The 6,691-nt window shown below is 58.0% G+C and carries 6 protein-coding genes; all 6 read right to left on the reverse strand.

Features of this window, described 5'->3' with window-relative positions:
• Nucleotides 1–29: 29 nt before the first annotated feature.
• A complete protein-coding gene (gene cobA / locus DQX05_RS28015; RefSeq protein ID WP_119796564.1) occupies nucleotides 30–1,595 on the reverse strand; it encodes a uroporphyrinogen-III C-methyltransferase in 1,566 nt (521 codons plus the stop codon).
• A 15-nt stretch (nucleotides 1,596–1,610) separates the two neighbouring features.
• Entirely contained in the window at nucleotides 1,611–2,531 is a 921-nt protein-coding gene (hemC, locus tag DQX05_RS28020; protein WP_119796565.1) for a hydroxymethylbilane synthase, read from the reverse strand.
• 267 nt (nucleotides 2,532–2,798) lie between these two features.
• The gene (locus DQX05_RS28025; RefSeq protein ID WP_119796566.1) at nucleotides 2,799–3,575 is read right to left on the reverse strand and encodes a precorrin-2 dehydrogenase/sirohydrochlorin ferrochelatase family protein; all 777 of its coding nucleotides are present in this window, start codon (nucleotides 3,573–3,575) and stop codon (nucleotides 2,799–2,801) included.
• 15 nt (nucleotides 3,576–3,590) lie between these two features.
• Nucleotides 3,591–4,406: a cytochrome C assembly family protein gene (locus DQX05_RS28030; protein WP_119796567.1), complete on the reverse strand. Its 816-nt coding sequence runs from the start codon at nucleotides 4,404–4,406 to the stop codon at nucleotides 3,591–3,593.
• Nucleotides 4,407–4,433: 27 nt separating this feature from the next.
• Complete coding sequence (gene hemA / locus DQX05_RS28035) at nucleotides 4,434–5,819, reverse strand: glutamyl-tRNA reductase (RefSeq protein ID WP_119796568.1); 1,386 nt, start codon at nucleotides 5,817–5,819, stop codon at nucleotides 4,434–4,436.
• Between the two features lie 189 nt (nucleotides 5,820–6,008).
• The gene (locus tag DQX05_RS28040) at nucleotides 6,009–6,548 is read right to left on the reverse strand and encodes an S-adenosylmethionine decarboxylase (RefSeq protein WP_119796569.1); all 540 of its coding nucleotides are present in this window, start codon (nucleotides 6,546–6,548) and stop codon (nucleotides 6,009–6,011) included.
• Nucleotides 6,549–6,691 lie beyond the last annotated feature (143 nt).

The following is a 6,691-nucleotide window of genomic DNA, read 5'->3' on the forward strand; positions in this document are numbered from 1 at the left end:
GCTGCATACTGGCCTTTTTGAACTCGCTCTTATACTGTCTTCTTCATCTTGCCTAACTCCAACATGGCCTCCATCAGTCCATCGATCGTCGAGGAAGCCGGGATTACGTCAACATGCAGGCCGGCTTCCCGGGCCGTCCGTGCCGTAATCTCTCCGATGCAGGCGATTCGGGCGCCTCGCAGCGCCTGCGCAGGATCGTCCATCCCCATCCGGCACAGCGCCGCCATCAGGTTGGTTACAGTCGAAGAGCTGGTGAACGTCACGATATGAATCATCTGCTGCTCCAGCATCTCGATTAGTTCCGGGTCGTCTTCCTCCGGCAGCACTGTCTCGTACAGATCCACCTCGTCCGTATGCAGTCCATGCGCTTCCATCGTCTCCCTCAGCCACGATCGGGACAAGTCTCCCCGCGCGAGCAGTGCTCGCTGCCCGGCTGCGGCATGAGGGCGCAGCGCTTCCCAGACGCCCTCCTGGCTGAACTGGGACGCAGCAATATCCGGTTGGATTCCATATTCCTGCAGCGCCTCCGTCGTCTTCGGCCCTACCGAGACGATGCGCACATGGGCCCACTGGCGGATATCCGCCCCGTGCTCCCGCAGATGGCGGAACCAGAAGCGGACACCGTTGACGCTCGTCAGCACGAGCCAATCATACGCGTCCGGACGGGCGAGCGACTGGCGCAGCGCTTCACGTGAGGCCGGCGATTCCGGCATTCTGAGCTCGATAACCGGATACTCGTACGGCTCTCCGCCGGCATCCTCAATCCGGCGTGTCAACTCGCTCGCCTGGTCCCGGGCGCGCGTCACCAGCACGCGCCGGCCGAACAGCGGACGGCTCTCCGCCCACTGCAGGCGCTCCCGCTCCAGCACGACCTCGCCGACGACGATGACGGCCGGCGAAGCGAAGCCGGCCCGCTCCACCTCATCGGCAATCGTGGCCAGCGTGCCGGTTATCGTCGCCTGCTCCGCCCGCGTTCCCCAGCGGACGAGTGCCACCGGCGTTTCCGGAGCGCGCCCGTAAGCCATCAGCCGCTCCGCGATATAGCGCAGCTTCGCCACGCCCATCAGAAAGAGCAGCGTCCCTGTCGCTTGCGTCAGCTTGTCCCATTCGATCATCTCGTCCAGCTTGTCCGGACTCTCGTGGCCGGTAACGACACAGAAGGACGACGCTCGATTCCGATGGGTCACCGGAATTCCGGCATACGCCGGCGCCGCCACGGCGGAGGTTACGCCAGGAACGATCTCATAGCGGATGCCATGCTCCGCCAGCAAGGCCGCCTCCTCGCCCACGCGTCCGAATACGCAAGGATCTCCGCCCTTCAGACGGATCACCGTATGGCCCTCCAAGGCCAACTCGACGAGCAGCCGGTTAATGTCTTCCTGCTTCATCGCATGGCGATCCGGCAGCTTCCCTACATAAATTTTACGGGCTCCGCGCTTGGCGAACTGCATAAGACGCGGGCCTGCCAAGCGGTCATAGACGACGACATCCGCTTCCTGCAGACAGCGCAGGCCTTTTACCGTAATCAATCCGGCATCTCCGGGCCCGGCGCCGACCAAATAGACGACGCCTTTCGGGCGGGGGTGCTGCTCCATCCGAAATCTCCCCTTTTAAGGCAGCATCCGGTCCGCGCCGCGATCCAACAGCCGCTGAGCGACCGCAACACCGAGCGATTCGGGATGTTCCCCTTCCATCGTTTCTCTCAATATCGTTCCATCTTCGGCAGAACCGACCAATCCGGTCAGCCGCACCGTTCCTTCGGACCCGACGAGCACCGCATGCGCGCCGATCGGCACTTGGCAGCCGCCGTTGAGCCGGCCGAGAAAAGCCCGTTCCGCTTGCACCGTGCAGGCCGTATTCGCATCATGATAGCATTCCAGCAGCTTGCGCAGGTCTTCATCCTCCTCGCGGCATTCGATGCCGAGAGCGCCTTGCCCTACCGCGGGCACGCATTCCTCCTCGGACAAATAGGAGGTGATCCGATCCTGCCATCCCATTCGATGCAGCCCGGCCGCCGCCAGCACGATGGCATCCAGCCCCTCCGTCTCCAGCTTGCGCAGGCGGGTATCGATATTGCCGCGCAGCGGTTCAATCTTCAAGTCAGGCCGCAGCGCCTGCAGCTGACAGGAGCGGCGCAGACTGCTCGTGCCGACGGTTGCGCCCTGCGGCAGATCGTGGAGGGAGCTTCCCGCCTTCATGATCAAGCCGTCGCGCGGATCCTCCCGCTTCGGAATGGCTCCAACCATAAGCCCTTCCTGCAGCTGCCACGGCATGTCCTTCATGCTGTGGACCGCCATATCGATCTCGCGCTCCGCCAAGGCCTGCTCGATCTCCTTGACGAACAATCCCTTGCCGCCGACCTTCGACAACGTAACGTCCAGGATACGATCCCCTTTGGTTACGATTTTCCGAATCTCGAACCGGTAGGGCAAGCCTTTCTGCGCGCAGATCGCTTCCAGCGCGGAGATGACATGGCCGGTCTGGGTAAGCGCCAAGGCGCTTTGCCGGGTTCCAACGATAATTGTACGCATATGACTCCTCCTTATCATGCGTGTTCAAAAAGGCCCGTTTTCAGCACCGAGAAGGTTGCTTGAACTCGAAGCCTATGCATCCGAAGCGAGTTTTGCTTCGCAAAACTTATAAGGAGCAGCGCAGTGCAGGCGAGACTACATGAGCTAAAATGTTTCCGCTGGAAACATACTTCGGAAGCATACGCTATTCGAGAGCGAATGCAAGCTTCAATGCCGAGTTACTCCCTGAATGACTTCGTGATCAAAAGCGGATTTTTTGAACAACTCTTATAGCCTGCTATTCCTGTTCCGCAGCTGCTGTCTCACCTTCACGGCGCCTTGCCGTTCGGCTTTCGCTTCCGCGCCAGGCGGTTCATCCTTACCAGGCGCTCCATTCGTGCCAGGCGAACGCGGCGTACCCGGACAATGGCGAGCGAGCCACTCTTCCCAGGCAGGGGCTTCCTTGCCCTGCTCATAAGCCTCCCAGCAGTCGCCGGCATACCGGCGCAGCAGCTCGTGACGGCGCTCCGGCGTCTCGATACGGGCTCTAGTATCCCGGCGGGCCGACGAGAGACGGGCCGCCAGATCGGCCAGCCCGTCATCTACTTGCCCTGCCAGCTTCGCCGTAAGCCGGCGGGTCAACGTCGGGCTCGCTCCGCCCGCGTAGACCGCCACCTGAATCATCCCGTTCCGCGCGGAACCGGGGTTGGCGAAGTCGCCGCCCTCCGGATGATGCGCCACATTGGCCAGCGCTCCGGCCCGGCGGGCATCCTCCGCCACCTGATCGTTCACGGCCGGACGGTCTGTGGCGGCGAATACGAGCAGGGCGCCCTCCACGTCGGCCGGCTCGTATTCGCGTTCCTGATGAACGATCCGGCCCTCATATGCCAAGCGCCCAAGCTCCGGCGTCACCCTCGGGCTGACCACGGTGACTTTGGCGCCGCTGGTTAGCAATGATGATACCTTGCGCGCGGCAACAGACCCGCCTCCGACCACGACGCATCGGCGCCCGGTCAGCCGAAGCATTATCGGATACAGCGGACAGGGCTCATCAGTATGCTCCATATTCCCCACTCCCATCTAGCGGTGAAATGCCGATAAGGAATTCAAGCTGAAATTCAACACCATAAACGCATAACATCCTACATTCCACAAGGCGAGCCGAAATCCTGTCAGCACGGCACGGGAACGAATCCAAAAATAGGAGAAATAAAGGGCGATGGCGATCAAAGTGAACCAAATTTTGAAATCGGTCAAAAGCTCGATCCGGTTGCCCAGCAAGACAACGCCGATGGCGACTGCCAAGGAGAGCAGGAAGAACGGTATCCCGACGATGACGGCGAAATAAGACATTCGTTCCATCCGCTCCAGGCTAGGCAAGCGCCGCACCGCTTCCGACCATTGCTTTCTCTTGAGGCGATGGTGCAAAAAGACGTACATCCCCGAAAAGATCGCGCCCACGGTCAAGGATGCGAACCCGCAGGCGGCAAGCGCAATGTGAAAGACAAGCAAATTGTGCATCATCTCCCACTCCATCATGACAGAAGAAGACGTCGGATCATTCAGCATATTGATAATCAACAGCGCAAACCCGACCAGATTGACAAAAAATACGACATACTCGATAGAAAAAAAACGGTTGATCGCCAAGGACGCCGTGACCAGCAGCCAAGAGAACAGAAACATGAACTCAAAGCTGCTAATGATCGGGACATCCTGATGGCGGATAATGCGCACGACGAGAAATATCGTCTGCAGCACCCATACAAAAACAAGAAGCCCTGTACCCATCCGCTTCGCTCTCCGATTCCTCCCCACGGTATCGGAAAAATAAAACAGAAGGCTCAGGGCATATGTGTAAATAATCGCATCGTAAATCCAGCTATTCGTCAACATATGAACCCGCCGCCTCCTGAACGCCGTCTACCAAGTTACCGCGGCCCATGACAGAACCGGCTTGGTTCGTTCCGGCTCTTCATCGCGCCGGGAGGCAAGCGCAGCAGATTCCCGCTTCGTTCCCTTGTCCGGCTCGGAAGCAACCATCGTCTCTTCCAGAGCGAACAGTTGGGTGAACAGATGAAGCGCCTCTTCCCCGTTCTTCTCTGCAGCAAGCTCCTTCAACTGCAAGATCGGATCATGCATCATCTGGTTCAGCATGCTCTTCGTGAGACGGCGAATCAGCTTCACCTCCCGCTCGGACAAGTCCGGAAGCTTGTTGAACAGGCTCTCCAGCGTATCCTGATGGATACGCTCCGCCTTCGTCTGCAGGGCGCGGATGACCGGTGTCACGCCAAGCATCTTCAGCCATTGGCGATATTCATCCAGCTCGCTCGCAATCATCGCTTCAATCTTGGCGGCCTCCTTGCGGCGTTGCTCCAGATTGCTCTCCACGATGCCTTCCAGATCATCGATGTCGTACAGGAACACATTCGACACGCTGCCGATCTCGGGGTCGAGATCCCGCGGCACGGCGATGTCAATCAGGAAGAGGGGACGCGATTTGCGTTGCTTCATCACCCGCTCCACATCCTGCGCCCTCATGACGTACTCCTGGGCTCCGGTCGAACTGATTACAATATCCGCGTCCCGGAGGAAATCCCCGGCATCCTCAAGCGTCCCGGCCCGACCATGGAATTGCTCGGCCACCTCCCGGGCGCGCGAGAACGTCCGGTTCACGACCATCACTTCGGCCGCGCCGTTCGAATACAGATGCTTGACGGTCAACTCGCTCATCTTGCCCGCTCCGAGAATCAATACCTTCTTGCCCTGGAAGGAGCCGAAGATGCGCTTGCCCAGCTCGACCGCGGCATAGCTGACCGAGACCGCATTGTCATTGACGTTCGTCTCCGCATGGGCACGCTTGGCCATCGTAATGGCCTGCTTGAACAGCGTATTGAACCAGGTGCCGGTCGTTCCTTCCCGCTGCGCGAACAAAAAAGCCGAACGAATCTGCCCCAAGATCTGTGTCTCGCCGATAACCATCGAATCGAGACCCGATGTGACCCGGAACAAATGCTCCACCGCTTGATCATCTTCATATATATATAAGTAAGGCGTAAATTGCTGCCTTGGAATTCCGAACCATTGCTCCATGAAGCTGCGGATGAAATAACCGCACATATGCAGACGATCGACGACAACGTACATTTCAGTGCGGTTGCATGTCGACACCATCACGCATTCCATGACGCTCTTCGTGTTCCGCAGTTGCCGGATGGCCTCTTGCCAATCCTTCTCCGGCAGCGCGAACTTCTCCCGTATCTCCACAGGCGCCGTACGATAATTCATGCCGACGACCACGATGTGCATTGCCCATTCACCTGCTTTTGATAAAATTTTGAATATTATCAATTGATAATCATTATAACATAGTTGAACATGCCCGTCGGAGCGTATTTTGAAGATATTATGAAATGCATGTCAAAATTAGTCTGTACTTCCCGTGCGAACCTTATACTATCATTCCTTGCGAGGGATGTCACGCAAAATGATTGATTGCTATTCAGGATGGAAGTAACGCTCCAGCGTCTCGGCGAGGCGCTGATCGGCCGCTTGAAGGGCCTCGTTCTTCGAGCCGATAATCTTGCCTGACGAATGGAACAGGCCGGAGTAGCAATCCGACAGCTCAGGCGCAATGGCCGCGGCCTGCTCGAGTACCTCCCGCTCCAGATCGGTCAATTGCCGATCGCCGCTTATCTGCAGGACCGTGATGAATTCGACGAACCGGCTTAGACCGGGAAGCGGGGCCAGCCGATCACTGCCAACCGCCCGGACAAGCCGGTCATGTGTATAGTTGGCCGAATAGGCGACCAGCTTCACTTTGTTCAGCGGAGCGGTCGACTCGTACCGCTTCGCCTCCTGCATCGTTCCTTGCCACAAGCTAATCTGGAATTGGGCTACCTCATACAGCATCACTAGCGGGTCGGATGAAGTGTGGGACGGCTTCAACATTCCATACAACTGCATGGCAGGCCATAGTACGAGCAAAAACAATAATACGGTCAGGACGGGGCCGGTCCGAAATTGGCGTGGTCTCATCGAATTCTCCTATCCATAGTGGTTTACTTTAATCGTATGGGAAGGCAGAAGGACAAATAACCATAGATGCGGACATCCATGGTTATTTGCTGCTAGAGTAAAGGGCAGAAAATTTCTGCCCCTCCTCATCAAACCGTACGTGA

The organism is Paenibacillus thiaminolyticus (genome assembly GCF_003591545.1).
GTDB classification, from domain to species: Bacteria; Bacillota; Bacilli; order Paenibacillales; family Paenibacillaceae; genus Paenibacillus_B; species Paenibacillus_B thiaminolyticus_A.